The organism is Amycolatopsis pretoriensis (assembly GCF_900107925.1).
GTDB lineage: Bacteria > Actinomycetota > Actinomycetes > Mycobacteriales > Pseudonocardiaceae > Amycolatopsis > Amycolatopsis pretoriensis.
Genome location: NZ_FNUJ01000005.1, coordinates 641,024 through 666,199 on the forward strand (window position 1 = coordinate 641,024; position 25,176 = coordinate 666,199).

Below are 25,176 nucleotides of genomic sequence, written 5' to 3' on the forward strand. Positions count from 1 at the left end.
CCGCGCAGGAGGAACGAGGCCCCGGCCGTCATGCCGGAAGAACGCCCCGCGCCTGCTTGCGCGCGGGCGTTTCGTCGTTTCGCGGGACTCCTCGATGCCAGTGGAAACACTAGCCAAGAGAGGAGGCGACCATGGCGAAGCCCGACAAGGTGGCGGCCGTCGCCGAGATCGCGGAGAGCTTCCGCACCAGCTCGGCCACCGTCGTTACCCAGTACACCGGCCTCTCCGTGTCCCAGCTGTCCCAGCTGCGCCGCGCTCTCGGCACCAGTGCCAAGTACCGGGTCGCGAAGAACACCCTCGTCAAGCGTGCCGCGGAAGACGCGGGCGTCACGGGGCTCGAGGACCTGTTCGTCGGTGCCACCGCCATCGCCTTCGTCGAGGGTGAAGCGGTCGACGCCGCCAAGGCGCTTCGCGACTTCGCGAAGGACAACAACGCGCTTGTGATCAAGGGCGGCTACATGGACGGCAAAGCGCTGTCCGTGGACGAGATCAACCGGATCGCCGATCTCGACAGCCGTGAGGTCCTGCTCGCCAAGGCGGCGGGCGCGTTCAAGGCGAAGCTGTCCCAGGCCGCCGCGCTGTTCCAGGCGCCGGCGTCCCAGGTCGCCCGCCTGGCTGCCGCGCTGGAGGAGAAGCAGCGCAACGCCGCCGGTACCGAAGCAGCCGAAGCACCCGCCGAGAGCTGAACCACCCCCACCCCGAACGTCTAGTTCGTTTTTCTGAGAGGAAGCCATCATGGCGAAGCTGAGCACCGCCGAGCTGATCGACGCCTTCAAGGAGCTCACCCTCCTCGAGCTCTCCGAGTTCGTGAAGGAGTTCGAAGAGGTCTTCGACGTGACCGCCGCCGCGCCGGTCGCCGTCGCCGCCGCCGGCCCCGCCGGTGCCGCCCCGGCCGCCGTCGAGGAGCAGGACGAGTTCGACGTCGTCCTCGAGGGCGCCGGCGACAAGAAGATCCAGGTCATCAAGGTCGTCCGCGAGGTCGTCTCCGGTCTGGGCCTGAAGGAGGCCAAGGAGCTGGTCGAGGCCGCTCCCAAGGCCCTCCTGGAGAAGGTCGACAAGGAGGCCGCCGAGGCCGCCAAGGAGAAGCTCGAGGCCGCGGGCGCCAAGATCTCCATCAAGTGATCCCAGGCGCGCAAGCGCCGCAGCATCACTCCGCGAAAGGGCGGGCACCATCGGGTGCCCGCCCTTTCCGCGTCTACGACTTCCTGAGCTGCGCGAGCACCGCACTCCCTAGGAGCGGTGTCCGAATAGCCCCCGGGTCCCTAAATCGTGGTTCTGGGGCATCGGAGATCTGCGTCGTTGCCCCGAATGGGCTACCGTGCGTCCGGATGCCGATCACGGCGGAGTGACGATGGAACCAGGGCTGGCCAGGAAATAAAACTGGTGAGTAACCTGTTCGCACTCAGCTCGTTGCACCTGGTTGACGCGGGTTCTTGGGGCGCCAGGCCCGCACCCGCCGCCGGCATGGGGTGGCATGGGTGTGGCAGCGGGCGCAATGACGCGGAACAGCTCCTGGAGGTGCGATGGGTGCCGAGGTGGTCATCGAAGGCCTGACCAAGTCCTTCGGTAAGCAGGCCATCTGGCGGGACGTCACGCTGACCCTGCCTCCGGGCGAGGTTTCGGCGATGCTCGGCCCGTCGGGAACCGGCAAGTCGGTGTTCCTCAAGTCCATGATCGGGCTGCTCAAGCCCGATCGCGGCCGCTGCGTGATCAACGGTGTCGACATCGTCACCTGCTCCGAGCACAAGCTCTACGAGATCCGGAAGCTCTTCGGCGTCCTCTTCCAGGACGGCGCGCTGTTCGGCTCGATGAACCTCTACGACAACGTCGCCTTCCCGCTGCGCGAGCACACGAAGAAGTCCGAGACGGAAATCCGCCGGATCGTCCTCGAAAAGCTCGACATGACCGGTCTGAACGGCGCCGACAAGAAGCTCCCGGGCGAGATCTCCGGTGGTATGCGCAAGCGCGCCGGCCTCGCCCGCGCCCTGGTGCTCGACCCCGAGATCATCCTGGTCGACGAGCCGGACTCGGGCCTCGACCCGGTCCGCACGACCTACATCTCGCAGCTGTTCCTCGACGTCAACGCGCAGATCGACGCGACGTTCCTGATCGTCACGCACAACATCAACCTGGCCCGCACGGTCCCGGACAACCTGGGCATGCTCTTCCGCAAGGAACTGGTCATGTTCGGCCCGCGCGAGGTGCTGCTGACCAGCGAGGAGCCGGTCGTCAAGCAGTTCCTCAACGGCAAGATGCAGGGCCCGATCGGCATGTCCGAGGAGAAGGACAGCGCCCAGATCGCGGCCGAGCAGGCGATGTTCGACGCCGGCCACCACGCGGGCGGGGTCGAGGACGTCTCCGGCGTGCCGCCGCAGATGCAGCCGACGCCGGGCGTGCCGACCCGGATGGGCGCGGTCCGCCGCAAGGACCGGGTCATGGAGATCATGCACCGGCTCCCCGACGCCGCCCAGCAGAGCATCATCGCGTCGCTGAGCCCCGAGGAGCAGCGCCACTACGGCGTCAGCCCGCGGCAGGTCGCGCACGCCCAGCAGCAGCAACAGCAGCAGGTCCCGGCGGGTGCCCGGCAGGGTGACGGCGTCCCGAACCAGCACCACGGCCAGCTGCCCGCCGACCAGGTCGCGCGGATCCCCGGCGGCGGCCAGCCGCCGAGACCCGGCGCCCGGCGCATGCCACCACCGCCGAACAACGGGCCAGGTGGCCGGTGAGTTCTCCCGCATCACAGGCGAAGATCCCCGGGATCGGCATGCTCCGCGAGACCGGGAACCTGTTCGCTCTCGGCCTGGACATCATCCGCGGCCTGTTCCAGCGCCCGTTCCAGCTGCGGGAGTTCATCCAGCAGTCGTGGTTCATCGCGAGCGTGACCATCCTGCCGACGGCCCTGGTGGCGATTCCGTTCGGCGCGGTCATCTCGCTGCAGTTCGGTTCGCTCGCCCGCCAGCTGGGCGCGCAGTCCTACACCGGCGCGGGCTCCGTGCTCGCCACCGTGCAGCAGGCCAGTCCGCTGGTCACCGCGCTGCTGGTGGCGGGCGCGGGCGGCTCCGCCGTCTGCGCCGACATCGGCGCCCGCACCATCCGCGAAGAGATCGCCGCGATGGAGGTGCTCGGCGTCTCCGCGGTGCAGCGGCTGATCGTGCCGCGCACCCTCGCGATGATGCTGGTGGCGTTGCTGCTCAACGGCATGGTCAGCGTCATCGGCGTGCTGGGCGGCTACTTCTTCAACGTCGTGCTGCAGGGCGGGACGCCGGGTGCGTACCTGGCGAGCTTCTCGGCCCTCGCGCAGCTGCCCGACCTCTGGGTCGGCGAGCTCAAGGCGCTGATCTTCGGGTTCATCGCCGCCGTCGTCGCGTCCTACCGGGGCTTGAACCCCTCCGGCGGCCCGAAGGGCGTCGGGGACGCGGTGAACCAGTCGGTGGTCATCACGTTCCTCATGCTCTTCGTCGTGAACTTCGTGATCACCTTGATCTACCTGCAGATCGTGCCCGGAAAGCTGGACTAGCGCCATGACGTTCCTCCAGGGCGCGAAACGCGTCGCCAACCGTCCTCTCCAGACACTGGACACCCTCGGTGACCAGATGTCCTTCTACGGCCGTGCGCTGCTGTGGACGCCGCGAACCCTGCGCCGCTACACGAAGGAAGTCCTCCGGCTGCTCGCCGAGGTCAGCTTCGGGTCCGGCTCGCTCGCGGTCATCGGCGGCACGGTCGGCGTGATGGTCGGCCTGACGCTGTTCACCGGTGTCCTCGTCGGCCTCCAGGGCTACTCGGCGCTGAACTCGATCGGGACGTCGGCCTTCACCGGCTTCCTGACGGCGTTCTTCAACACGCGCGAGATCGCACCGCTGGTCGCCGGCCTCGCCCTGAGCGCCACGGTCGGCGCCGGGTTCACCGCGCAGCTGGGCGCGATGCGGATCTCCGAGGAGATCGACGCGCTGGAAGTCATGGGCGTGCCGAGCCTGCCGTACCTGGTGACGACGCGGATCATCGCCGGGTTCGTCGCGGTCATCCCGCTCTACATCATCGGCCTGCTGAGCTCGTACCTCGCGTCGAGACTGGTCGTCATCTACATCTACAACCAGTCCGCGGGTACCTACGACCACTACTTCGACCTGTTCTTACCACCGCAGGACGTGCTGTATTCGTTCATCAAGGTGCTGCTCTTCAGCGTCCTGATCATCCTGTCGCACTGCTACTTCGGCTACCGCGCGACCGGCGGCCCGGCCGGCGTCGGCGTCGCGGTCGGCAAGGCCGTGCGCCTCTCCATCGTCACGGTGTCGATCATGAACTTCTTCATCGGCTTCGCCATCTGGGGAACCGACGTCACGGTAAGGATCGCGGGATGAGGACGCTCCGACGCAGGCTGCTCGGCCTGCTGCTCATCGCCGTGATGGTCGGCGGGGTGGCGCTGTCCATCGCGCTCTACGACAAGGCGTTCACGCCCGTCGTCACGGTCAAGCTCCAGGCCGACAAGATCGGCAACCAGCTGATCAAGCAGTCCGACGTCAAGGTGCGCGGGCTGATCGTCGGGTCCGTCCAGGACATCGTCGCCACGGACAAGGGCGCCGAGCTCACGCTCGCGCTCAAGCCGGAGTCGGCGAAGCTGATCCCGGAGAACGTCTCCGCGCGGTTCCTGCCGAAGACGCTCTTCGGCGAGCGGTTCGTCTCGCTGGAGATCCCGAAGGACCCGTCGGCGAAGACGATCGCCAGCGGCGACGTCATCCCGCAGGACCGCACGTCCAGCGCGGTCGAGCTGGACCAGGCGTTCGAGCACCTGATGCCGGTGCTGCAGGCGGTCCAGCCGCAGAAGCTGTCGGCGACGCTCACCGCGATCTCGACCGCCCTGCAGGGCCGCGGCGACCAGCTCGGCGACACGCTGGCGCAGCTGGGCACCTACATCGGCGAGCTGAACCCGCACGAGCCGGAGCTGCAGCACAACCTCAAGGCGCTCGCGGAGTTCTCCGACCACCTCAAGGACGCCGCGCCGGACCTGGTGCAGAGCCTCGACAACCTGAGCACGACGACCCGGACCGTGGTCGACGAGCAGCAGAACCTGTCGAACCTCTACGGCAGCCTCACGCAGGCGTCGATCGACCTGCAGACGTTCCTGCAGAACAACAAGGAGAACATCATCTCCCTCGCCGACACCGCCCGGCCGACGGCCGAGCTGCTGGCGAAGTACGCGCCGGAGTACCCCTGCGTGATCTCCCAGATGGCCGACAACGTGCCGCTGATCGACCAGGCGCTGGGCAAGGGCACCGACAAGCCCGGCCTGCACGCGACGATCGAGATCATCGTGCCGCGCGCGCCGTACGAGGCGGGCAAGGAGGAGCCGCGGTTCGAGGACAAGCGCGGCCCGCGGTGCTACGACATGAAGGACATCCCGAAGCCGTTCCCGTCCGAGCCGCCGGACGGCGCGTTCAAGGACGGCACCAAGCACCAGGCCGCCCCGAAGACCGTCGGCGAGGGCCTCAACCCGGCCAAGTTCAAGCAGGACGCGGCGGGCGGCAACGGCAGCGGCGGTGACCTGGCCTATTCGACCGCGGAACAGGGCTTCCTGGCCGACCTGCTCGGCCCGCAGCTCGGCATGAACTCGGCGGACGTCCCCAGCTGGAGCGCGCTGCTCGTCGGCCCGCTGTACCGGGGCGCGGAGGTGACGGTCAAGTGAGGGGCCTGCTCGCGCCGCTGATCAAGCTCGGCATCTTCGTGGTCGTCACCGTGCTGTTCACGACGATCCTCGGGATCAGCATCGCCAACATCAACACCACCAGCACCAACGCCTACAAGGCGCGCTTCACCGACGCGACCCTGCTGCTGCCCAACGACGACGTCCGCATCGCCGGCGTCCGCGTCGGGCAGGTCAAGGACGTCAAGATCGTCGACAAGCGCCAGGCCGAAGTCGAGTTCGAGGTCGACGCCGGCCGCACGCTGCCCGCCGGCGTGACCGCGCAGATCAAGTTCCGCAACCTGGTCGGCCAGCGCTACGTCTCCCTCGGCGAGGGGGAGAACAGCGGGGGCAAGAACCTGCAGCCCGGCGGCACCATCCCGCTGGACCGGACCACGCCGGCGCTGGACCTGACCGAGCTGTTCAACGGCTTCAAGCCGCTGTTCACCGCGCTCAACCCGGACGACGTCAACAAGCTGTCCTACGAGGTGATCCAGGTCCTGCAGGGCGAGGGCGGCACCGTCGAAAGCCTGCTGTCGCACACGGCGTCGCTGGCCACCACGATCGCCGACAAGGACCAGGTGATCGGCGAGGTCATCGACAACCTCAACTCGATGCTCGACACGGTCAACGCGCACACCCCGCAGCTGAACGACCTCATCGTCAAGCTGCAGCAGCTGACCTCCGGTCTCGCCGCCGACCGCAAGCCGATCGGCGACGCGATCGAGAGCCTCGGCAACCTGGCCGAAACGACGTCCGGCCTGCTGGGCGACGTCCGGGAGCCGCTGAAGAACGACATCAGCGCCCTCGGCACCCTCACGAACCAGCTCAACAAGAACGAGCCGGAGCTGGAGCACTTCATCCAGTTCCTGCCGACGAAGGTGAGCACGCTGACCCGCACCGCGGACTACGGCTCCTGGTTCAACTTCTACGCCTGCGAGTTCTCCGGGACGGTCAGCTTGCCCCCATTGATTCCGCCGGTCGACCTGCCGTTGATCCCGGCCAACCGGTCGAGGTGCTCGGGATGAAGTCCTTCCAGAAGCGCAACCCCGTCCCGATCGCGCTGTTCGGCATCGCCGTCCTCGCGCTCGGCTTCATCGCCGCGCTGAACTCCGACGACCTGCCGGTGATCGGCGGCGGCACCACGTACTCCGCCGAGTTCAGCGAAGCCTCCGGGCTGCAGAAGGACAACGACGTCCGGATCGCCGGCGTCAAGGTCGGCAAGGTCAGCGACATCGAGCTCGACGGCGCGTCGGTCAAGGTGTCGTTCAAGGTCAAGGACGCCTGGCTGGGCGACCGGACCGCGGCCGCGATCAAGATCAAGACGCTGCTCGGCCAGAAGTACCTGTCGCTGGACCCGCAGGGCCAGGGCTCGCTGAACCCCGGCACCGCGATCCCGCGCGACCGCACGATGGCCCCCTACGACGTGCTCGACGCGTTCCGCGGGCTCTCGCAGACGGTCGACAACATCGACACCAAGCAGCTGGCGCAGAGCTTCGACACGATCTCGCAGACCTTCGCCAACACGCCGCAGGACGTGAAGGGCGCGCTGTCCGGGCTCTCGAAGCTGTCGGACACGATCGCTTCGCGCGACGAGCAGCTGTCGAACCTGCTGGCCAACACCCGCGAGGTGTCGCAGACGCTCGTCGACCGCGACGCCGAGGTCCAGAAGCTGCTCACCGACGGCAACAAGCTGCTCGACGAGCTGTCCAAGCGCGAAGACGCGATCACCTCGCTGCTCAACGGCTCCCGCGAGCTCGCGACGCAGCTGCAGGGCCTGATCGACGACAACGACAAGCAGCTCGACCCGGTGCTCACGTCGCTGGACCAGCTGACCTCGATGCTGCAGCGCAACCAGGACTCCCTGGCCGAGGGCATCAAGAAGTTCGCGCCGTTCATCCGCGTCTTCACCAACACCATCGGCAACGGGCGCTGGTTCGACAACTACATCTGCGGCCTGCTGCTCCCGTCGTTCGGCCCGATCAACGAAGAGGGGTGCTACACGAAATGAGTGACACCCGCTTCGGAATGGCCCTGACCCGGGGCTTCACCATCGCGATCGTCCTCGCGCTCGTCGTCGCCGGCGGGATCTGGTGGACCCTCAAGGACGCCGGCCGCAACCACCTGACCGCGTACTTCGCCGGCGCTGTCGGCCTGTACGAGGGCAACAGCGTGCGGATGCTCGGCGTCGACATGGGCACGGTCACCAAGATCCAGCCCATGGGCAACCAGGTGAAGGTCGAGTTCGAGTACGACCGCTCGGTCGCCGTCCCGGCCGACGCCAAGGCGCTCATCGTGGCGCCGTCGCTGGTGTCCGACCGCTACGTCCAGCTCGCCCCGGCCTACACCGGCGGCCCGCGGATCTCCGACGGCGCGGTCATCGGCCTCGACCGCACCGAGGTGCCCCTCGAGGTCGACCAGCTGGCCGCCAGCCTGGCCCGGGTCAGCGAGACCCTCGGCCCGAACGGCGCCAACAAGAACGGCTCGCTGTCGAACCTGCTGAACACCGCCGCGGCCAACGTCGACGGCAACGGCCAGGCCCTGCACGACACGATCACCAAGCTCGGCCAGGCGGCCGGGACGCTGGCCGGCAACAAGGACGACCTGTTCTCCACCGTGGAGAACCTCGGCAAGTTCTCGCAGACGCTGGCCGACTCCGACAAGCAGGTCCGCAGCTTCGAAAGCCAGCTCGCCGACGTCAGCGGCTACCTGGCGTCCGAAAAGGACAACCTGGCCGCGACCGTGCAGCAGCTGGGCACCACGCTGACCTCGGTGCAGGCGTTCATCGACCAGAACCACGACCGGCTCAAGTCCAATGTGGACAAGCTGGCCGGGATCACCAAGGTCCTCGTCGACCAGCGGAGCTCGCTCGCCGAGATCCTCGACGTCGCGCCGGTCGGCCTGAGCAACCTGGTCAACACCTACAACGGCTCGGCCGGCACGCTCGACGCCCGGCCGAACCTCAACGAGCTGACCCAGCCGCCGCTGGTGATGATCTGCCGGCTGCTCAAGCAGGTCGGCACCAACAGCATTCCGGACGTGCTCGGCAACGCCTGCGAGAGCATCGCCGGCGTCGTCGACAAGGCGATCCCGCTGCCGTCCGTGGCGCAGACCGTGCAGGCCCTGCAGTCCGGTCAGCTGCCGCCGCTCCCGCTGCCCATCGCGGGGCAGCTCTACGGAGGTGGCCAGTGAAGAAGCTACTGACCGTCGGAGCCATCGCCACTGTGTCGGCGTTGACGCTCTCGGGCTGCGCGTTCAACGGCATCTACGACCTGCCGCTGCCCGGCGGCGCCGACCTCGGCGACCACCCGTACACGGTGAACGTCGAGTTCCGGGACGTGCTCGACCTGACCCCGCAGGCCGGGGTGAAGGTCGACGAGGTGCCGATCGGCCGCGTCGAGAACGTCGGCCTCACCAAGGACGGCTGGCACGCGCTGGTGACCCTCAAGGTCAACGGCGACGTCAAGCTGCCGGCCAACGCGATCGCCAACGTCAAGCAGTCGAGCCTGCTCGGCGAGAAGTACGTCGAGCTGGCCTCGCCCGGCGACGACCAGGCCCAGGGCAAGCTCGCCGACAACGCGACCATCCCGCTGGCCCGGACGAACCGCAGCGTCGAGGTCGAAGAGCTGCTCGGGGCGCTGTCGCTGCTGCTCAACGGTGGTGGCGTCGACCAGCTCAACACGATCACCAAGGAGCTCAACAACGCCACCTCCGGCCGCGAGCCGGACATCAAGGCGCTCCTGGACAACGCGAACCAGCTGGTCACGAACCTCGACCAGCAGTCGCGCAACATCACCCGGGCCATCGACGGGCTGAACCGGCTGTCCTCGACGCTGAACGGCCAGAAGGACAAGCTGGTCGGCGCGGTCGACAACCTCGGGCCCGGCCTCGGCGTGCTCGAACAGCAGCGCGGCCAGCTGGTCACGATGCTGCAGGCGCTGGACAACCTCTCCGGCGTCGCCACCGACACCGTGAACCGGTCGCAGAAGGACCTCGTCGCCGACCTCAAGGCGCTGACCCCGACGCTGCAGAAGCTCGGCGAGGCGGGCAACGACCTGCCGAAGGCCCTGCAGATCCTGCTGACGTTCCCGTTCAGCGACCAGGCCGTCAACGACGTCAAGGGTGACTACTTCAACCTGTTCGCGAAGGTGGACCTGAACCTGAAGACCGTCGTCGAGAACCTGGGCAGCAGCCGGCAGAACATCCTGTCCGGCCAGCTCCCGCTGCAGGGGCTCACCGGCGGTACCGAAGGCGCGTCGGGCAACCCGCCGCTGCCGATCCCGGGGGAGAGCGGGTCCGCGCAGTCCGGGCAGTCGCAGCCGGGTCTCGGCAACCTCTTCGGGCTGCTCTCGGGAGGTGCGGGCTGATGCTGATCCGCCGGACGAAGATCCAGCTGATCGCCTTCGCGGTCATTTCGATCGTCGCGATCGTGTACGCGCTGATCCGGTTCGCCGGGCTCGGCACCGTGTTCGGCAACAGCGGCTACACGGTGAAGCTGCAGCTCAACGAGTCGGGCGGCATCTTCACCAACGCCGAAGTCACCTACCGCGGCTACAACATCGGCCGGGTCGGCGAGATGCGCCTGACCCCGACCGGGCTCGAAGCCGACCTGAACATCGACCCGTCGGCGCCGCAGGTGCCGGCCGACCTCGACGCCGTCGTCGCCAACCGCTCGGCGGTCGGCGAGCAGTACGTCGACCTCAAGCCGAAGGCCGACAAGGGCCCGTACCTGGCCGGGGGCTCGGTCATCCCGGCGTCGAAGACGACCACCCCGGTCAGCACCGACCGGCTGATCGGCGACCTCGACACGCTCGCCGCGTCGGTCCCGGTCGACTCGCTGCGCACGGTCGTCGACGAGTCCTACGACGCCTTCCGCGGCACCGGCGGCGACCTGCAGAAGCTGCTGGACACCGCGCGCAGCTTCACCACGACCGCGCAGGAGTACCTGCCGCAGACCATCCAGCTGCTCGACCAGGGCGGCAAGGTCCTGGACACGCAGAACGACGAGGCCGAGAACTTCGCGTCGTTCAGCAAGAGCCTCAACCAGCTGACCGGCACCCTGAAGAACTCCGACGGCGACCTGCGCAAGCTCATCGGCATCACGCCGCAGGTGGCGACGCAGATCAGCCAGGTGCTGCAGGAGTCCGGCCCGGGCCTCGGCGCGCTGACGGCGAACCTGCTGACCACGGCCAACCTGACCGTGACCCGGCTCGACGGCATCGAGCAGGGCCTGGTCACCTACCCGGCGCTGGCCGGCGCGGCGAGCAGCGTGGCGCCCGGCGACGGCACCGCGCACCTCGGCCTGGTGCTCAACCTGTTCAACCCGCCGTCGTGCACCAAGGGGTACCTGCCGTACTCGCAGTACCGCACCGGCAACGACCTCTCGGCGAAGCCGGCGAAGGAAGACGCGTACTGTGCCGAGCCGAAGGGCAGCCCGATCAACGTCCGCGGCGCGCAGAACGCGCCGTACGGCGGAGTGCCGGTCGCCCCGTCCGACGCCGACGTCTCGGCCAACGCCAACCGGCCGGCGGAGGAGCTGGCCGACGAGCGCGACACCCGGGGCGTCCCGGGCATCGTCGGCAGCCCCGGCGTCAGCCTGAACAGCCTGGGCTCGCTGCTCGGGCTCGCCTGACGTGGATTTGATGACCGTTACCTACCCTGGAGTGCTATGAGTTCGGACGAGCCGGCCGCCGTGGCGGTGGACGAGGAGCCCGCCGGTGCCCCGGCGGACCGGGAGCCGTCCGCGCGGATCCTGGTGCTCGGCGCCGCGGCGCTGGCCCTGGCCGCGCTGATCGCGGCGGCGATCTTCGGCGTCCAGTGGTGGGTGGCGGCGAACGACGACAACGCCGGCCTGGCGGCGTCGCGCGAGGCCGTGGTCAAGGCGGGTACCAACGCGCTGAAGGCGTACACCGAGGTCGACTACCAGGATCTCGACGGGTTCTTCGCCCGGCAGAAGTCGGTGTCGGACGACAAGATGTCGCAGCAGATCGACCAGTCGGCGCCGACGTTCCGCAAGGCCCTCGCCGACGCGAAGACGAAGGTCGCCACCGACGTCCAGGACATCGCCGTCGAGGAGCTGGACGACCACGAAGGCAAGGCCAGCTTCCTCGCCGCCATCGCCACGACCGTCACCCAGGGCGACAAGAGCAGTGCGAAGCCGCTGCGCCTCGAGGTGTCGATGACCCGCGTCGGCGACGAGTGGAAGCTGTCCGGCATCGACAGCGTCCCGCTCGTCGCGGCCGGCCAGTAGCGTCACCTTAAGGAGCTTGTAGTGCCCCCCTCCCGCCGCCAGCCGCCTCGCAGCAGCAGCACCCCGCCGTCGCGCCGGCCGCGCGTGGCCGGTCTGCGCAAGCCGTCGACGGACGAGTCCGCCGCCGAGCGGACCGGCCAGCTCCCCGCGGTCCCGGCCAAGCCGCGCCCGCGTCCGGCCCCCCGTCCGGCGCCGCGGCCGGCCGCCAAGCCCGCCGAGCCGGTCGAGGCCGACAGCGCCTCCTCCGCGGAGGACACCCAGGTCTTCGCGGCGGTCGGCACCGAGGTGGAGCCGCAGGTCGACGCGCTCACCGGGGAGCCCGAAGAGGTTCCCGAGAAGCCGGCCCCGCGGCGGAAGAAGCGGGACACGGGCATCGCGAAGCCGACGGAGGAGTCCGAGGTCCCGGTCGCCGCTTCGGAGGAACGGGCCGAGCCGGCGACTTCGCGGGTGCAGCGGCCGTACGTGGTCGCGGGCGCGCTGGTGCTGGTGGCGCTGCTCCTGGGCGGGCTGGCGTACTGGTTCAAGTCCGAAGAGGTCGACGTGTCCTCGGCGACGAGCAACACGGCCCTGCTGGACGTGGCGAAGACGGCCCAGGTCAAGGACGCGGTGTCCAAGGCGGCCGAGTCGCTGTTCTCGTACGACTTCAACAACATCAAGAAGACCGAGGACGCGGCGAACGACCTGCTCGCCAACGACGACGTCCGGAACAAGTACAACTCGCTGATGGGCGAGGTGAAGCGGCTGGCGCCGGCCCAGAAGATGATCGTGACGTGCAAGGTGACGCGCGCGGCGGTGATCATGCTCAACGGCGACCTGGCGAAGGTGATGGTCTTCGTGGACCAGACGTCGACCCGCACGGACACGAAGAAGACGACCGCGGGGACCGCCCAGCTCCACTTGAACGCCCAGCTGCAGGGCGACAAGTGGAAGATCACGGACATGGACACGTACAACGCGCCGAAGGTCCCGGCGGCGACCCAGGCACCGGCGTCGTCGGCTCCGGCGTCACCCTCGCCGACCAAGTAGCGCCCCGGCGACGGCCCGCGACCCGATCGGTCGCGGGCCGTCTTCGTGCCCGGAGCGGCTCGCTGAGCGGCCGTCACCGGCGCGGGACACGTGTGACGCCTGAGGCGTCCGCGACCGCCGGAAAACGGCGTTCAGGCCGGTTACCGAAAACCCGCGCGACACGCCGCCAACGGCGGAACCGGTCCCGTCCGAAGTGGCCTGGAACATACGCTTCGACCCCCTCGGATCGCGGAAAACCCCCAGGTCCGACCCCTATTGCTGGCGCTACCAGCCGGTAACTGGAAGACTATTCGGCCGCTCACGCTCCGCTGACCTTCTCCAACGCTGCGCCAACCGGCGGGACCCCCGTGTGGCATCTTGACTCTCGGGCCCGGTGGGTTCACGCTTACTCCCGACGGCGAAACCGGCGGCCCTTGCGGGAGGGACAACCGGCTCGCCTGGAGGCATACCTGAAGACGTCGCGAGGCAGGCTGGGCCCCATCGGGAGCGCCCCCTGGACAGACCGCGCCGTTCGGGCTAGACTGCCTCTTTGCGCTGCCCTCTTTCAGGCTGCCCGGAGCCGGTAGTTAGGATAGTGGGCACACGGCACCCTTGACAGTCGCTGATAGCTGTTGCTATGGCGGCCGTCACCGCTCATTGTCCCCGGAAGGACGCATCTTGGCAGTCTCTCCCGCGAACCAGGCCACTGCTGCGACCACCTCGGCTGAATCTCGCTCGGAGTCCACGGGAATCCCCGGCGCGCCCAAGCGGGTTTCCTTCGCAAAGATTCGCGAACCCCTCAGCACCCCCAACCTGCTCGACGTCCAGATCCAGTCGTTCCAGTGGTTCACCGGGGACGAAGCGTGGTTCGAACGCCGTGTCGAAGAAGGTGAAGAAAACCCGGTCGGCGGCCTCGAAGAGGTCCTCAACGAGATCTCCCCGATCGAGGACTTCTCCGGTTCGATGTCCCTGTCCTTCTCCGCTCCGCGCTTCGACGAGGTCAAGGCCTCGATCGAGGAGTGCAAGGACAAGGACATGACCTACGCCGCCCCGCTGTTCGTGACGGCGGAGTTCGTCAACAACAACACGGGCGAGATCAAGAGCCAGACGGTCTTCCTGGGCGACTTCCCGGTCATGACCGACAAGGGCACGTTCATCATCAACGGCACCGAGCGTGTCGTCGTGTCCCAGCTGGTCCGCTCGCCGGGCGTCTACTACTCGAAGGACGTCGACAAGACGACCGACAAGGACGTCTTCAGCGTCCGCGTGATCCCGAGCCGGGGTGCGTGGCTCGAGTTCGACGTCGACAAGCGCGACACCGTCGGCGTGCGCATCGACCGCAAGCGCCGCCAGCCGGTCACCGTGCTGCTGAAGGCGCTGGGCTGGACCACCGAGGCGATCCGCGAGCGCTTCTCCTTCTCGGAGACGCTGCTGGCCACCCTCGAGAAGGACCACACCGCCGGCACCGACGAGGCGCTGCTCGACATCTACCGCAAGCTGCGCCCGGGCGAGCCGCCCACAAAGGAGAGCGCGCAGACCCTGCTGGAGAACCTGTTCTTCAAGGCGAAGCGCTACGACCTGGCGAAGGTCGGCCGGTACAAGCTGAACAAGAAGCTCGGCCTGACCACGCCGTACGACACCGGGACGCTGACCGAAGAGGACATCGTCACGACCATCGAGTACCTGGTCCGGCTGCACGCCGGCGAGGACAAGATGAACGAGGGCGAGCTCGAGGTCCCGGTCGAGACCGACGACATCGACCACTTCGGCAACCGGCGCCTGCGCACGGTCGGCGAGCTGATCCAGAACCAGATCCGGGTCGGCCTCTCCCGCACCGAGCGCGTGGTGCGCGAGCGCATGACGACGCAGGACGTCGAGGCGATCACGCCGCAGACCCTGATCAACATCCGCCCGATCGGCGCGGCGATCAAGGAGTTCTTCGGCACCTCGCAGCTGTCGCAGTTCATGGACCAGAACAACCCGCTGTCGGGCCTGACGCACAAGCGTCGTCTCTCGGCCCTCGGCCCGGGTGGTCTGTCCCGTGAGCGCGCCGGCATGGAGGTCCGGGACGTCCACCCGTCGCACTACGGCCGGATGTGCCCGATCGAGACGCCGGAAGGCCCGAACATCGGCCTGATCGGCTCGCTCTGCTCCTACGCGCGGGTCAACCCGTTCGGCTTCATCGAGACGCCGTACCGCAAGGTCGTCGAGGGCCGGGTCACCGACCAGGTCGACTACCTGACCGCGGACGAAGAGGACCGGTACGTCAAGGCCCAGGCCAACGCGCCGATCTCCGACGACGGCACCTTCGTCGAAGACCGGGTCATGGCCCGCCGCAAGGGCGGCGAGGTCGAGCTGATCGACCCGCTCGACATCGACTACATGGACGTCTCGCCGCGGCAGATGGTCTCGGTCGCGACGGCGATGATCCCGTTCCTCGAGCACGACGACGCGAACCGCGCCCTGATGGGTGCGAACATGCAGCGCCAGGCCGTGCCGCTGCTGCGCAACCAGGCCCCGTACGTGGGCACGGGTGTGGAGCTGCGCGCCGCGGTCGACGCCGGTGACGTGCTCGTCGCCGAGCAGGCCGGCATCGTCGAGGAGCTCTCGGCGGACCTGATCACGATCATGCACGACGACGGCACGCGGAAGAGCTACGGGCTGTACAAGTTCCGCCGCTCCAACCACGGCACCTGCTTCAACCACCGCCCGATCGTCAACGAGGGCGACCGGGTCGAGCAGGGTCAGGTCATCGCCGACGGCCCGTCCACCGAGAACGGTGAGATGGCGCTCGGCAAGAACCTGCTCGTCGCGGTCATGCCGTGGGAGGGCCACAACTACGAGGACGCGATCATCCTCTCCGAGCGCCTGGTGCAGGACGACGTCTTGACGTCGATCCACATCGAGGAGCACGAGATCGACGCCCGCGACACCAAGCTGGGCGCCGAGGAGATCACCCGGGACATCCCGAACGTCTCCGAGGAGGTCCTCGCCGACCTCGACGAGCGCGGCATCATCCGCATCGGTGCCGAGGTCCGCGACGGCGACATCCTGGTCGGCAAGGTCACGCCGAAGGGCGAGACCGAGCTGACGCCGGAAGAGCGCCTGCTCCGCGCGATCTTCGGTGAGAAGGCCCGCGAAGTCCGCGACACCTCGCTGAAGGTGCCGCACGGCGAGACCGGCAAGGTCATCGGCATCCGCGTGTTCTCGCGCGAGGACGACGACGAGCTGCCCCCGGGTGTCAACGAGCTGGTCCGCGTCTACGTGGCCCAGAAGCGCAAGATCCAGCCGGGCGACAAACTCGCCGGCCGCCACGGCAACAAGGGTGTCATCGGCAAGATCCTGCCGGTCGAGGACATGCCGTTCATGGAGGACGGCACGCCCGTCGACATCATCCTGAACACGCACGGTGTGCCGCGACGGATGAACATCGGCCAGATCCTCGAGCTGCACCTGGGCTGGCTGGCGTCGCAGGGCTGGACGATCGAAGGCGACCCGGACTGGGCGAAGAACCTGTCCGAGGAGCTCTACGACGTCGCGCCGGGCACGAACACCGCGACCCCGGTGTTCGACGGCGCGAAGGAAGAGGAGCTCACCGGGCTGCTCGGGGCGACCAAGCCGAACCGCGACGGCGAGCGCATGGTCAAGGAGAACGGCAAGGCCACGCTGTTCGACGGCCGCTCCGGCGAGCCGTACCCGTACCCGGTGTCGGTCGGCTACATGTACATCCTGAAGCTGCACCACCTGGTCGACGACAAGATCCACGCCCGCTCCACCGGTCCGTACTCGATGATCACGCAGCAGCCGCTGGGTGGTAAGGCGCAGTTCGGTGGCCAGCGCTTCGGTGAGATGGAGTGCTGGGCGATGCAGGCGTACGGCGCCGCCTACACGCTGCAGGAGCTGCTGACGATCAAGTCGGACGACGTGGTCGGCCGCGTCAAGGTGTACGAGGCCATCGTCAAGGGGGAGAACATCCCCGAGCCGGGCATCCCGGAGTCGTTCAAGGTGCTCCTCAAGGAGCTCCAGTCGCTGTGCCTCAACGTCGAGGTGCTCTCCAGCGACGGCGCGGCGATCGAGATGCGCGACTCCGACGACGAGGACCTCGAGCGCGCCGCGGCCAACCTCGGCATCAACCTGTCCCGCAACGAGTCGCCCTCGGTGGACGACGTCGTGCACTGATCGCGAGCTGAGCTGGGCCCCACCTCCCGCGGGGCCCAGCTCGCCCGCCGCCCCCTCTCTAGCCGAAACAACCCCAAGGGGATCTAGACGTGCTGGACGTCAACTTCTTCGATGAGCTCCGCATTGGTCTCGCCACGGCCGACGACATCCGTCAGTGGTCGTACGGCGAGGTCAAGAAGCCGGAGACCATCAACTACCGGACGCTCAAGCCCGAGAAGGACGGCCTCTTCTGCGAGAAGATCTTCGGTCCGACCCGGGACTGGGAGTGCTACTGCGGCAAGTACAAGCGCGTCCGCTTCAAGGGCATCATCTGTGAGCGCTGCGGCGTCGAGGTGACCCGCGCCAAGGTGCGCCGCGAGCGGATGGGCCACATCGAGCTGGCCGCCCCGGTCACCCACATCTGGTACTTCAAGGGTGTTCCGTCCCGCCTCGGCTACCTGCTGGACCTGGCGCCGAAGGACCTCGAGAAGATCATCTACTTCGCTGCTTACGTCATCACGGGCGTGAACACGGAGCTGCGCCACAACGACCTGCCGACCCTCGAGAACGAGATCGGCGTCGAGCGCAAGAACCTCGAGACCAAGCGTGACGCGGACATCGAGACCCGCGCGCAGAAGCTGGAAGCCGACCTGGCCGAGCTGGAGGCGGAGGGCGCCAAGTCCGACGTCCGCCGCAAGGTCAAGGAGGGCGGCGAGCGCGAGATGCGCCAGCTGCGTGACCGCGCCGGTCGCGAGCTGGACCGCCTCGAGGAGGTCTGGACGACCTTCACGAAGCTCGACACCCGCCAGCTGATCGCCGACGAGCTGCTCTACCGCGAGCTCGTCGACCGCTACGGCGAGTACTTCACCGGCGGCATGGGCGCGGAGGCCATCCAGAAGCTGGCCACCGAGTTCGACGTCGCCGCGGAGGCCGAGAGCCTGCGCGACACGATCCGCAACGGCAAGGGGCAGAAGAAGCTCCGCGCGCTGAAGCGGCTCAAGGTCGTCGCGGCGTTCCAGGCCACCGGCAACGACCCGCGCGGCATGGTGCTCGACGCCGTCCCGGTCATCCCGCCGGACCTGCGTCCGATGGTGCAGCTGGACGGTGGCCGCTTCGCGACCTCCGACCTCAACGACCTGTACCGCCGGGTGATCAACCGGAACAACCGCCTCAAGCGGCTGATCGACCTCGGCGCGCCCGAGATCATCGTCAACAACGAGAAGCGGATGCTGCAGGAGGCCGTCGACGCGCTGTTCGACAACGGCCGCCGCGGGCGTCCGGTCACCGGCCCGGGCAACCGGCCGCTGAAGTCGCTGTCCGACCTCCTCAAGGGCAAGCAGGGCCGGTTCCGCCAGAACCTGCTCGGCAAGCGCGTCGACTACTCGGGCCGTTCGGTCATCATCGTCGGCCCGCAGCTGAAGCTGCACCAGTGCGGCCTGCCGAAGGACATGGCGCTCGAGCTGTTCAAGCCGTTCGTCATGAAGCGGCTGGTCGACCTGAACCACGCGCAGAACATCAAGTCCGCCAAGCGGATGGTGGAGCGCTCGCGGCCGCAGGTGTGGGACGTGCTGGAAGAGGTCATCACCGGCCACCCGGTGATGCTGAACCGCGCGCCGACGCTGCACCGCCTCGGCATCCAGGCCTTCGAGCCGCAGCTGGTCGAGGGCAAGGCCATCCAGCTGCACCCGCTGGTCTGCGAGGCGTTCAACGCGGACTTCGACGGTGACCAGATGGCGGTGCACCTGCCGCTGTCGGCCGAGGCGCAGGCCGAGGCCCGGATCCTGATGCTGTCGGCGAACAACATCCTCTCGCCGGCGTCGGGCCGTCCGCTCGCCATGCCGCGACTGGACATGGTGACGGGTCTGTTCCACCTGACCCGCCTCAACGAGAAGGCCGAGGGCGCGGGCAACGCGTACTCGTCGCCGGCCGAGGCCATCATGGCCTTCGACCGCAAGGCGCTGGGCCTGCACGCCCCGATCAAGATCCGCGTCACCGACCGTCAGCCGGCGAAGGCCGACGAAGCGGCGCTCGCGGAGAAGGGCTGGGAGCCGGGCAAGGCGTGGCTGGCCGAGACGACCCTGGGCCGCGTGCTGTTCAACGAGCTGCTGCCGGCGGACTACCCGTTCATCAACGAGCCGATGCCGAAGAAGCGTCAGGCCGCGATCGTGAACGACCTCGCCGAGCGGTACTCGATGACGCAGGTCGCGCAGACCCTGGACCGCCTGAAGGACGCCGGTTTCTACTGGGCGACCCGCTCGGGCGTCACCGTCGCCATCTCGGACGTGCTCACCCCGGTGGGCAAGGCCGCCATCCTCGACGAGTACGAGGGCAAGGCCTCCCAGGTGGAGAAGCGCTACCAGCGTGGTCAGCTGTCGCACACCGAGCGCAACAACGAGCTCGTCAAGGTGTGGACGCAGGCCACCGAAGAGGTCCACAAGATCATGGAGACGGCGCTGCCGGACGACAACCCGATCGCCATGATCGTGAAGTCGGGCGCGGCGGGCAACATGACGCAGGTCCGGTCGCTGGCCGGCATGCGTGGCCTGGTGTCGAACCCGAAGGGTGAGTACATCCCGCGTCCGATCAAGGCCAACTTCCGTGAGGGCCTGTCGGTGGCGGAGTACTTCATCGCGACGCACGGTGCCCGGAAGGGCCTGGCGGACACGGCGCTGCGGACCGCCGACTCGGGTTACCTGACCCGGCGTCTGGTGGACGTCTCGCAGGACGTCATCGTCCGCGAGATCGACTGCGGCACCACCCGCGGCATCATGATGCCGATCGGCGAGGACATCGGCGACGGCAAGGTCCTGCGCGACCAGCACGTCGAGACCTCGGTCTACGCGCGGAACCTCGCGACGGACGCGGTGGACGCCAAGGGCAACGTCGTGCTGAACGCGGGCGACGACATCGGCGACCCGGCCATCGACAAGCTGCTCTCCAGCGGCATCTCGAAGGTCAAGGTCCGCTCGGTGCTGACCTGCGAGTCGGCCGTCGGCATCTGCGCGACCTGCTACGGCCGCTCGATGGCGACCGGTCAGCTCGTCGACGTCGGCGAGGCCGTGGGTATCGTCGCGGCCCAGTCGATCGGTGAGCCCGGCACGCAGCTGACGATGCGTACGTTCCACCAGGGTGGTGTCGCCGGTGACGACATCACGACCGGTCTGCCCCGTGTCCAGGAGCTCTTCGAGGCTCGTGTGCCGAAGGGCAAGGCGCCGATCGCCGACGTCGATGGCCGCGTGCGCATCGAGGAGAGCGAGCGGTTCTGGAAGATCACGCTGATCCCGGACGACGGCGGCGAAGAGATCGTCTTCGACAAGCTGTCCAAGCGTCAGCGGCTCGCGAACACCCCGAACGGCCCGCTGGGCGACGGCGACCACGTCAACGTCGGTCAGCAGCTGCTCGAAGGCACGCCGGACCCGCACGAGGTCCTGCGGGTCATGGGGCCGCGCGAGGCGCAGATGCACCTGACGGACGAGGTCCAGAAGGTGTACCGGGCGCAGGGTGTGTCGATCCACGACAAGCACATCGAGGTCATCGTCCGGCAGATGCTGCGCCGGGTGACGATCATCGACTCCGGTGCCACGGACTTCCTCCCGGGCGAGCTGCCCGAGCGGACCAAGTTCGAGGCGACGAACCGGGCCGCGGTCGCCGAGGGCGGCGAGCCGGCTTCGGGCCGTCCGGTGCTGATGGGGATCACGAAGGCGTCGCTGACCACGGACTCGTGGCTGTCGGCGGCGTCGTTCCAGGAGACCACGCGAGTCCTGACCGACGCGGCCATCAACGGCCGTTCGGACAAGCTGGTGGGCCTCAAGGAGAACGTGATCATCGGTAAGCTGATCCCGGCCGGTACGGGCATCAACAAGTACCGCAACATCCAGGTCCAGCCGACCGAGGAGGCGCGGGTCGCCGCTTACGCGATCCCGTCCTACGACGACGGTTACTACACCCCGGACGTGTTCGGTACGGGCACCGGTGCGGCGGTTCCGCTGGACGACTACGACTTCGGCCGCGACTTCCGCTGAAGCTGAGCTGAGTCAAGGAAAGGCCCCCGCCGGGTTCCGGCGGGGGCCTTTCCCGTTTCACCGCAGGCCGCAGCGGGACACCGGGAAGTCGAAGTACGTGTCCGGGAACGGCTCGCCGTTCAGCGTGTAGTGCCACCACTCCTCGGGCAGGTTCCGGAAGCCGGCCGCCGTCATGGCGTTCCGCAGGAGGTCGCGGTTCGTCCGTGCCACTCCCGTGATCGCCGGGTTGTCGGTGTGGGCCAGCGGGTCGAAGCAGTCGTAGCCCGTGCCCATGTCGACCATGTTGTCCGGGAACCGCTGGCTCTGCGCCGCGAAGCACGGCTTCAGCGGCTCGCCGGGGAGGTACGGCCGCTGGTGGCGCGGCGGGAGCTTCACCAGCGTCAGGTCCATCGTGCTGCCGCGGCTGTGGCCGGACTTCTCCGCGATGTACCCCTCCTCGAACAGCCGGTCCTTCTCGACGTTCGGGTAGAACTCGGCCTTCATCTTCTCGTCGTCGAGGTCCTTCGCCCACCGCACGAAGTGGTCGACCGCGCGCTGCGGGCGGTAGCAGTCGTACACCTTGAGCGTGTAGCCCTGCCGGAGCACCCGCGCCTGGGCCTGCCGCAGCCCGTCGGCGGCCTGGCGGGTCAGGATGCAGGCCGGCTCGAGGTAGCCGTCGATCCGCTGCCCGACGAAGTTGTGCCGGGTGGCGTAGCGGATGTCCTGCAGGATCGACGGTGCTACGTCGGACAGCGCGACGAACTCCGGCGCCGGTGCGGCCTGCGCGGGAGCGGGGACGGCGACACCGGCCAGGGCGGCGAGGGCGACGGCGAAGACGCGGAAGATCGGCATCCCTCCCGTCTAGCAGCCGCGCGCCCGGCAAGCAGCCGCCAACCGGTCAAGACCAGCCTTCCGACGTCGTCGCGCGGAGGAAGTCGTCGGACGGCGGCTGCACCGGCCGGCCCTCGAACTGCGTGGACAGCACCACCGACGATCGCAGCTCGCCGTGCTTGCCCAGCCGCTCCAGCAGGCCCTCGAAGTGCTCGAGCGAGGCCGCCCGGATCTTCAGCATCGTGCAGTGGTCGCCGGACAGGCGGTGGATCTCCACGACCTCCGGGTAGTCCTCGGACTTCGACGTCTTCAGCAGGCAGCTGCTCAGCGCGCAGCGCATCTCGACGAACGCCTGCAGCGGCTGGCCCGCGCGCCGCGCGTCGACCTGCGCGCGGTAGCCGGTGATCACGCCGGTCTCCTCCAGCCGCCGCACCCGCTCGGCCACCGCCGGCGGCGAGAGGTTGATCCGGCGGCCCAGCTCCTTGAACGACAGGCGCCCGTCGGACTGCAGCAGGTCCAGCAGCCGCCAGTCGACGTCGTCCAGCGGCTTTTCCGAACGGAAGGTCATGGGCCCCATTTTCCGTCCGAATCGCGGCCGTGGCCACGGATTTGCCGTCGAACAGCCCTTCGAAAGATCGCCGGGAGTTCCTAAAGTTGCTGGTCATGGGGACTTTGACGACGACCGGCCGGGCCCGGTCCGTGGGAGCGTTGTTCGCCGGCGTCGCGCTGCTCAACACCGCGACGGTCGGCCTGAGCACGGCGGCGACGCTGATCGTCGCCGCGGGCAGCGGGCCGGGGTGGAGCGGCCTGCCGAGCGTCGCGAACGTGCTCGGCACGGCCGCGGGCGCGCTCGGCGCGGGTCTGCTGCTGCCGGTCCACGGCCGCCGCCGCGTGCTGAGCGCCGGGTACGCCGTCGCCGCGGCCGGGGCGCTGGTCGCGTTCGCCGGCGCGTTGACGACGTCGCTCGTGCCGCTCCTGCTGGGCATCCTGCTGGTCGGCCTCGGCAACGGCGGCGCGCAGCTGTCGCGTTACCTGGCCGCGGACCTCTACCCCGAGGAACGCCGGGGCCGCGCGCTGTCGAACGTCGTCTGGGCCGGCACGGTCGGCGCGCTCGCCGGGCCGGCGCTGATGGCCCCGGCGGCGGACGTCGCCACCGGTTTCGGCTGGCCGGCGCTGTCGGGGCCGGTCGCCGTCGCGGTCCTCGCCACGGCCGGGGCGGCGCTGGCGGCGGCGTTCCTCCCGCGGCACGTCCCGGTTCGCCAAGAAGTGCCGGTGCGCGCCCCGGCGCGGGCGACCGGCGTCGCGCGGCCGTTGGTCGCGATGGTGGCCGCGCAGCTCACGATGGTCGCCGTCATGACGATGACGCCGGTGCAGCTGGAGAACCACGGCCACGGGCTGGACGTCGTCGGCTGGGTGCTGAGCGCGCACCTGTTCGGCATGTTCGCGCTGGCGCCGCTGTCCGGCCGGATCGCGGACCGCTGGGGTCCGCGCGTCACGGTCAACGCGGGCCTGGGCGTGCTGGCGTTGTCGACGGCGACCGCGCTCGCGGCCCCGACGGCGCACACGTCCGGGCTGCCGGTGGCGTTGTTCCTGCTCGGCTACGGCTGGAACCTGGTGTTCGTCGGCGGCAGCGCGCAGCTGAGCCGCGACCTCGCGCCGGAGACGCGCAGCCGGGTGCAGGGGACCGTCGACGCGGTCGTCTGGTCGGCGTCCGCTTTGGCCGGTTTGGGGTCAGGACAGCTGTTCGCCGGCGGTGGGTACGCGCTCGTGGCGGTCGTCGGCGGTGTTTTGGCCCTGCTTCCGTTGGCCCTGCTGGCATCCCGTAACGGCCGGTAGCCGGGTCGTTGTCGGCAAATCTCTCGTCGCCGCCGGCGCCGTCCGGTGGCGAAGATGGGCCGTGGCTGACTCTGTGCCTTTCACGGACAACTTCTCGGACCTCTCCAACACGCAGGGGTACCAGTTCGAGTTCCGGTGCGAACGCTGCGGCAACGGCTTCCGTTCCGCGTTCCAGCGCGACAACATGGAAACCGGGCGAAGCGTGCTTCGCACGGTCGGCTCGTTCTTCGGCGGGACGCTGCGGGACTTGAGCAACTCGGCCGACCAGTGGCGCTACGACCGCGCGACCAACTCGCCGGCCAAGGACCGCGCGCTGGCGGCGGCGGTCAAGGAGATCACCCCGAGCTTCCGCCAGTGCCGCGGCTGCGGCGACTGGATGTGCCACGACCAGTGCTGGAACGAGGAGATCGGCCAGTGCCTGCGCTGCTCGCCGAGCGTCGCCGAGGAGATCTCGCGCGCGCAGGCATCGGCGCAGCGCGACCAGATCTGGGACAAGGCCCGCGAGAAGGACTGGACGTCCGGCCTCGACATCAACACCCGTGCGAAGGTCACCTGCCCCGGCTGCGGCCTGAAGGCCGACGGCGGCAAGTTCTGTTCGTCCTGCGGGACGTCCTTGGCGCTCAAGGTCACCTGCGGCGGCTGCGGGAGCGAGGCCAACAAACCGGGCGCGCTGTTCTGCTCGGACTGCGGCAGCAAACTCTGACCTGCGCCATTGTGAATGGCCACTTCATGGGAGATCGACCTTTTCGGGACGGTTCGGCTGACGTCAGCTTTCCCTTGCTTACCAACGGTTTCATCCGTGCTCGACCCGGATGGGAAGGTGTTGGTCGGCTCGAACTTCTGGGACGAGTTCGCCGACATCAAGTAACGCGGTCGTGAGTGGTAATTCGGGTTCGCGAGGGGCCGCCATCAGCTGAGGGCTTTCGCGAACCAGTGCTCGGCGAACTGCTCGTCGTTGAACGGCTCGACTTCCGCGTAACCGACCTTCGCGTACAGCGCGCGGGCCTCGACGAGGTCGTGGCGGGTGTCGAGCCGCATGAGCTTGGAGCCGAGCCGCCGTGCCTCGTCCTCGGCGGCCGCGACCAGTGCCGGCCCGCCGCCGGTGCCGCGGTGGGCCGGCTTGATGAACACCTTCGTCAGCTCGGTGGTCCCGGGCGCGACCACGCGGGTACCGGCGCAGCCCGCGACCACGCCCTCCCGCCGGCCGACGAGGAACACCCCGGTGGGCGGCACCAGGTCGGTACCGGGTTCCTCGGCGACGTAGTGCGTCAGCTCCGCTTCGGTGACCGGGCGGCCGAAGTAGCGCGAAGCGACCTCGTCCATGTACTCGCGCATGATCGCGACGGCGTCCGGGTGGGCGACGTCGATCCGGGTGATCTTCCAGTTCACGTCCTCATCCTCAGGTCGCTGTCCAGCGA

The 25,176-nt window shown here is 68.6% G+C and carries 20 protein-coding genes; 17 read left to right on the forward strand and 3 right to left on the reverse strand.

All coding sequences use genetic code 11. The annotated features are described in order from the left end of the window. Window positions 1-131: 131 nt before the first annotated feature. The 15 genes from rplJ to BLV96_RS24985 all read left to right on the forward strand — a co-directional run bounded on the left by rplJ (window position 132) and on the right by BLV96_RS24985 (window position 21,112). Window positions 132-686 carry a 50S ribosomal protein L10 gene (gene rplJ, locus BLV96_RS24915; protein WP_086675530.1) on the forward strand — a complete coding sequence of 185 codons (555 nt, stop codon included), beginning with the start codon at window positions 132-134 and terminating at the stop codon, window positions 684-686. Between the two features lie 49 nt (window positions 687-735). Next, window positions 736-1,122, forward strand: coding sequence for a 50S ribosomal protein L7/L12 (gene rplL / locus BLV96_RS24920; protein ID WP_086675529.1), 387 nt, complete (start codon window positions 736-738; stop codon window positions 1,120-1,122). Between the two features lie 401 nt (window positions 1,123-1,523). Then, window positions 1,524-2,726 (forward strand): ABC transporter ATP-binding protein, encoded by a 1,203-nt coding sequence (locus BLV96_RS24925; RefSeq protein WP_086675528.1) that lies wholly within the window; start codon window positions 1,524-1,526, stop codon window positions 2,724-2,726. A 38-nt stretch (window positions 2,727-2,764) separates the two neighbouring features. Beyond that, complete coding sequence (locus tag BLV96_RS24930; RefSeq protein ID WP_086675527.1) at window positions 2,765-3,517, forward strand: MlaE family ABC transporter permease; 753 nt, start codon at window positions 2,765-2,767, stop codon at window positions 3,515-3,517. A gap of 4 nt (window positions 3,518-3,521) precedes the next feature. Next, entirely contained in the window at window positions 3,522-4,358 is an 837-nt protein-coding gene (locus tag BLV96_RS24935; RefSeq protein ID WP_003060266.1) for an MlaE family ABC transporter permease, read from the forward strand. Continuing rightward, on the forward strand, window positions 4,355-5,680 hold the full coding sequence (locus BLV96_RS24940) for an MCE family protein (protein WP_086675526.1): 1,326 nt from the start codon (window positions 4,355-4,357) through the stop codon (window positions 5,678-5,680). Before BLV96_RS24935 ends, BLV96_RS24940 begins: the two co-directional genes overlap by 4 nt. Beyond that, entirely contained in the window at window positions 5,677-6,705 is a 1,029-nt protein-coding gene (locus tag BLV96_RS24945) for an MCE family protein (RefSeq protein WP_086675525.1), read from the forward strand. The genes BLV96_RS24940 and BLV96_RS24945 overlap by 4 nt, the downstream gene beginning before the upstream one ends. After that, entirely contained in the window at window positions 6,702-7,688 is a 987-nt protein-coding gene (locus BLV96_RS24950) for an MCE family protein (RefSeq protein WP_086675524.1), read from the forward strand. The genes BLV96_RS24945 and BLV96_RS24950 overlap by 4 nt, the downstream gene beginning before the upstream one ends. Further along, a complete protein-coding gene (locus BLV96_RS24955; protein WP_086675523.1) occupies window positions 7,685-8,869 on the forward strand; it encodes an MCE family protein in 1,185 nt (394 codons plus the stop codon). The genes BLV96_RS24950 and BLV96_RS24955 overlap by 4 nt, the downstream gene beginning before the upstream one ends. Then, window positions 8,866-10,044 (forward strand): MCE family protein, encoded by a 1,179-nt coding sequence (locus BLV96_RS24960; protein WP_086675522.1) that lies wholly within the window; start codon window positions 8,866-8,868, stop codon window positions 10,042-10,044. The genes BLV96_RS24955 and BLV96_RS24960 overlap by 4 nt, the downstream gene beginning before the upstream one ends. Continuing rightward, entirely contained in the window at window positions 10,044-11,309 is a 1,266-nt protein-coding gene (locus BLV96_RS24965) for an MCE family protein (RefSeq protein ID WP_086675521.1), read from the forward strand. Before BLV96_RS24960 ends, BLV96_RS24965 begins: the two co-directional genes overlap by 1 nt. A 36-nt stretch (window positions 11,310-11,345) precedes the next feature. Further along, on the forward strand, window positions 11,346-11,927 hold the full coding sequence (locus tag BLV96_RS24970) for a hypothetical protein (protein WP_086675520.1): 582 nt from the start codon (window positions 11,346-11,348) through the stop codon (window positions 11,925-11,927). Window positions 11,928-12,011: 84 nt separating this feature from the next. Continuing rightward, complete coding sequence (locus tag BLV96_RS24975; protein WP_086675519.1) at window positions 12,012-12,953, forward strand: hypothetical protein; 942 nt, start codon at window positions 12,012-12,014, stop codon at window positions 12,951-12,953. A gap of 657 nt (window positions 12,954-13,610) precedes the next feature. Beyond that, window positions 13,611-17,111 (forward strand): DNA-directed RNA polymerase subunit beta, encoded by a 3,501-nt coding sequence (gene rpoB / locus BLV96_RS24980; protein WP_086675518.1) that lies wholly within the window; start codon window positions 13,611-13,613, stop codon window positions 17,109-17,111. 89 nt (window positions 17,112-17,200) lie between these two features. Then, the gene (locus BLV96_RS24985; protein WP_086675517.1) at window positions 17,201-21,112 is read left to right on the forward strand and encodes a DNA-directed RNA polymerase subunit beta'; all 3,912 of its coding nucleotides are present in this window, start codon (window positions 17,201-17,203) and stop codon (window positions 21,110-21,112) included. Window positions 21,113-21,169: 57 nt separating this feature from the next. On the opposite strand, the gene BLV96_RS24990 is transcribed toward BLV96_RS24985, so the two are convergent. Next, window positions 21,170-21,943, reverse strand: a complete 774-nt coding sequence (locus BLV96_RS24990) for a M15 family metallopeptidase (RefSeq protein ID WP_086675516.1) — start codon at window positions 21,941-21,943, stop codon at window positions 21,170-21,172. Window positions 21,944-21,989: 46 nt separating this feature from the next. Beyond that, window positions 21,990-22,490 carry an Lrp/AsnC family transcriptional regulator gene (locus BLV96_RS24995; RefSeq protein ID WP_086675515.1) on the reverse strand — a complete coding sequence of 167 codons (501 nt, stop codon included), beginning with the start codon at window positions 22,488-22,490 and terminating at the stop codon, window positions 21,990-21,992. A 95-nt stretch (window positions 22,491-22,585) separates the two neighbouring features. On the opposite strand from BLV96_RS24995, the gene BLV96_RS25000 reads away from it, so the two are divergent. After that, window positions 22,586-23,758, forward strand: coding sequence for an MFS transporter (locus BLV96_RS25000; RefSeq protein WP_086675514.1), 1,173 nt, complete (start codon window positions 22,586-22,588; stop codon window positions 23,756-23,758). Window positions 23,759-23,819: 61 nt separating this feature from the next. Continuing rightward, complete coding sequence (locus tag BLV96_RS25005) at window positions 23,820-24,461, forward strand: zinc ribbon domain-containing protein (RefSeq protein ID WP_244180438.1); 642 nt, start codon at window positions 23,820-23,822, stop codon at window positions 24,459-24,461. Window positions 24,462-24,667: 206 nt separating this feature from the next. Here BLV96_RS25005 and BLV96_RS25010 read toward each other — a convergent pair whose 3' ends face one another. Next, entirely contained in the window at window positions 24,668-25,147 is a 480-nt protein-coding gene (locus BLV96_RS25010) for a GNAT family N-acetyltransferase (protein WP_341866103.1), read from the reverse strand. Window positions 25,148-25,176 lie beyond the last annotated feature (29 nt).

Excerpts from the sequence above, each read along its gene's own strand:
- rplJ (WP_086675530.1), top strand. The coding sequence starts at position 132 with ATGGCGAAGCCCGACAAGGTGGCGGCCGTCGCCGAGATCGCGGAGAGC.
- rplL (WP_086675529.1), top strand. The coding sequence starts at position 736 with ATGGCGAAGCTGAGCACCGCCGAGCTGATCGACGCCTTCAAGGAGCTC.
- BLV96_RS24925 (WP_086675528.1), top strand. The coding sequence starts at position 1,524 with ATGGGTGCCGAGGTGGTCATCGAAGGCCTGACCAAGTCCTTCGGTAAG.
- BLV96_RS24930 (WP_086675527.1), top strand. The coding sequence starts at position 2,765 with ATGCTCCGCGAGACCGGGAACCTGTTCGCTCTCGGCCTGGACATCATC.
- BLV96_RS24935 (WP_003060266.1), top strand. The coding sequence starts at position 3,522 with ATGACGTTCCTCCAGGGCGCGAAACGCGTCGCCAACCGTCCTCTCCAG.
- BLV96_RS24940 (WP_086675526.1), top strand. The coding sequence starts at position 4,355 with ATGAGGACGCTCCGACGCAGGCTGCTCGGCCTGCTGCTCATCGCCGTG.
- BLV96_RS24950 (WP_086675524.1), top strand. The coding sequence starts at position 6,702 with ATGAAGTCCTTCCAGAAGCGCAACCCCGTCCCGATCGCGCTGTTCGGC.
- BLV96_RS24955 (WP_086675523.1), top strand. The coding sequence starts at position 7,685 with ATGAGTGACACCCGCTTCGGAATGGCCCTGACCCGGGGCTTCACCATC.
- BLV96_RS24965 (WP_086675521.1), top strand. The coding sequence starts at position 10,044 with ATGCTGATCCGCCGGACGAAGATCCAGCTGATCGCCTTCGCGGTCATT.
- BLV96_RS24970 (WP_086675520.1), top strand. The coding sequence starts at position 11,346 with ATGAGTTCGGACGAGCCGGCCGCCGTGGCGGTGGACGAGGAGCCCGCC.
- BLV96_RS24990 (WP_086675516.1), bottom strand. The coding sequence starts at position 21,943 with ATGCCGATCTTCCGCGTCTTCGCCGTCGCCCTCGCCGCCCTGGCCGGT.
- BLV96_RS24995 (WP_086675515.1), bottom strand. The coding sequence starts at position 22,490 with ATGACCTTCCGTTCGGAAAAGCCGCTGGACGACGTCGACTGGCGGCTG.
- BLV96_RS25000 (WP_086675514.1), top strand. The coding sequence starts at position 22,586 with ATGGGGACTTTGACGACGACCGGCCGGGCCCGGTCCGTGGGAGCGTTG.